Consider the following 2,177-nt stretch of genomic DNA (forward strand, 5'->3'; position numbering starts at 1 on the left):
TGGCGCTGGTTCCCCCGGCTATTGAAACCGAGGTCAGCGGCGGCGTGCGGTTGGAAAACCTGCGCGAACTGGCCCTTACGGCCCCCCGCAGGCCGGACTTCATCTCCGTGGGACGGCTTACCCATTCCGCCGTGGCGGCGGACTTCAGCATGACCCTGCTGTCGGCCTGATGCCGCGCGGGGCTGCCACTTTCAGCACAGGGACAAGACAATGCAAGACATCAGTGCCGGTATTCAGGCTATCAAGCGCCAGCTTGGCGACAGGCTCTGCATCATGGGGCATCACTATCAGAACGATGCCGTGGTGCAGCACTGCGACATCACGGGCGACTCGCTGGAGCTGGCCCGCCGCGTACCCCAGGTCAACGCTGACCATATCGTTTTCTGCGGCGTCTATTTTATGGGTGAATCCGCCGCCTTGCTGGCAAAACCGGGTCAGGCGGTCTATCTGCCGAGCATGGACGCGGACTGTCTCATGTCGCGCATGACCCCCGCCCCCCTGGCCCGCAAGGTGCTGGAACAGCTTTACGCCCTGGGCCGCAAGGTCATTCCCCTGGCCTACGTCAACACCGACCTGGCCCTCAAGGCCGTGGTGGGCGCATACGGCGGGGCCGTATGCACGTCCGCCAACGCGGGCATCATGCTGCAATGGGCCATGAAGCAGGGTGACGGCGTGCTGTTTTTGCCCGACATGCATTTGGGCAACAATACGGCAACGGCCCTGGGCATCGCCCCGCACCAAAGGCATGTGCTGCGCATAGGATCAAAGGGGCTGGTGGAACCGGAAACCCAGGCTCTGGACAGAAAACTGCTGCTCTGGCCCGGCTGCTGCGCCATCCATGCCCGTTTTGACCCTGATGATGTGCGCGAAATGCGCGCCGCGCACCCGGGCTGCCGCGTCATTGCCCATCCCGAATGCCGCGAAGACGTCATCGCCGTTTGCGATGGCGCGGGCTCCACATCCTACCTTATCAAAGACGCGGCCCGCGTGGCCGCGGAAGCTCCGGGTTCCACCCTTATCGTGGGAACCGAGAACAATCTTGTCCACCGCCTTGCAGCCCGCCATGCGGGCCAGTGCCGCATCATCCCTCTGGGGCACGCCATTTGCGGCAACATGGCCAAAGTGACGGAAAAAAAGCTCTGGACTGTTCTTGATGCAATTTGCGCCCAAAAAGCCACCCCTCTGGCGATCGAGGAGGAACTCTGCCCCCCCGCCCGTCTCTCGCTAACCCGCATGCTTGAAGTATGCGGCCAATGAGGTTTGTGCTGTGAATGTCAGTCGCCGTCATGTGCCCGTATTAATTATTGGTTCGGGCATTGCCGGATGCACCGCCGCTCTTACGCTGGCCGATGCCGGGCATGAAGTGCTTCTTATCAACGCCGGAAGCCAGTTGCTGGACGGCAATTCCGAGCTGGCCCAGGGGGGCATCATCTACCGTGCCGATCCCGCCAGAAACGGCGGGGCAGAAACCGCCGGAGCACGAAATAACGATGATGCCGTTGCCTTGGAAAAGGACATCCTTGTAGCGGGACACAATTACAACTACCGCAAGGCCGTGCGCTTTCTCTGCCGACAGGGGCCTTCCTGCGTTGACGACATGCTCATCAAGCGCGCCGGGGTTCCCTTTGACCGCAATGAGGACGGCAGTTTCAACCTTACCCGCGAGGGCGGACACTCCACCCCGCGCATCCTGCATTGCCGCGACTATTCGGGCAGGGCCATTATGGAAGGCCTTACGGCCCAGATCATGGCCCATCCGCGCATCACCCGACTGCACCACCGCGCCGCCATTGACCTTCTTACAAGCCGCCACCACGCCAAAACCTCGCAATACCGATACGAGATCAACAACCGCTGCATGGGCGCGTATGTTCTTAACGAGGAAAGCGGCGAACCGGAAACCATCCTCGCAGACTGGACAGTGCTTGCCACAGGCGGCGTGGGGCAGGTTTTTCTGCATTCCACCAATGCTCCAGGCTGCGTGGGTACGGGCGTTTCCATGGCCTTTCGCGCTGGCGTGGATCTGGCAAATCTGGAATTCATGCAGTTTCACCCCACGGCCCTTTATGAAGAGCGCAGCAACCGCCGCTCGCTCATCACCGAGGCCATGCGCGGCGAAGGCGCGCGCCTGCTCAGCCACAAGGGCCAGCCCTTCATGCAGGGCTACGATCCGCGTG

1 protein-coding gene and 2 pseudogenes are annotated in these 2,177 nt (G+C 61.8%); all 3 read left to right on the forward strand.

Annotated features, from left to right (window positions below; genetic code table 11):
* Positions 1-170: pseudogene (locus tag V6C07_RS06975) on the forward strand (carboxylating nicotinate-nucleotide diphosphorylase); the annotation flags it as partial.
* 34 nt (positions 171-204) lie between these two features.
* Positions 205-1,257, forward strand: a pseudogene (gene nadA / locus V6C07_RS06980) (quinolinate synthase NadA); the annotation flags it as partial.
* 10 nt (positions 1,258-1,267) lie between these two features.
* A partial coding sequence (locus V6C07_RS06985) for an FAD-dependent oxidoreductase (RefSeq protein WP_333535633.1) occupies positions 1,268-2,177 on the forward strand: 910 nt, incomplete at its 3' end.

The organism is Desulfovibrio sp. 1214_IL3152 (assembly GCF_036763055.1).
Taxonomy (GTDB): Bacteria; Desulfobacterota; Desulfovibrionia; order Desulfovibrionales; family Desulfovibrionaceae; genus Desulfovibrio.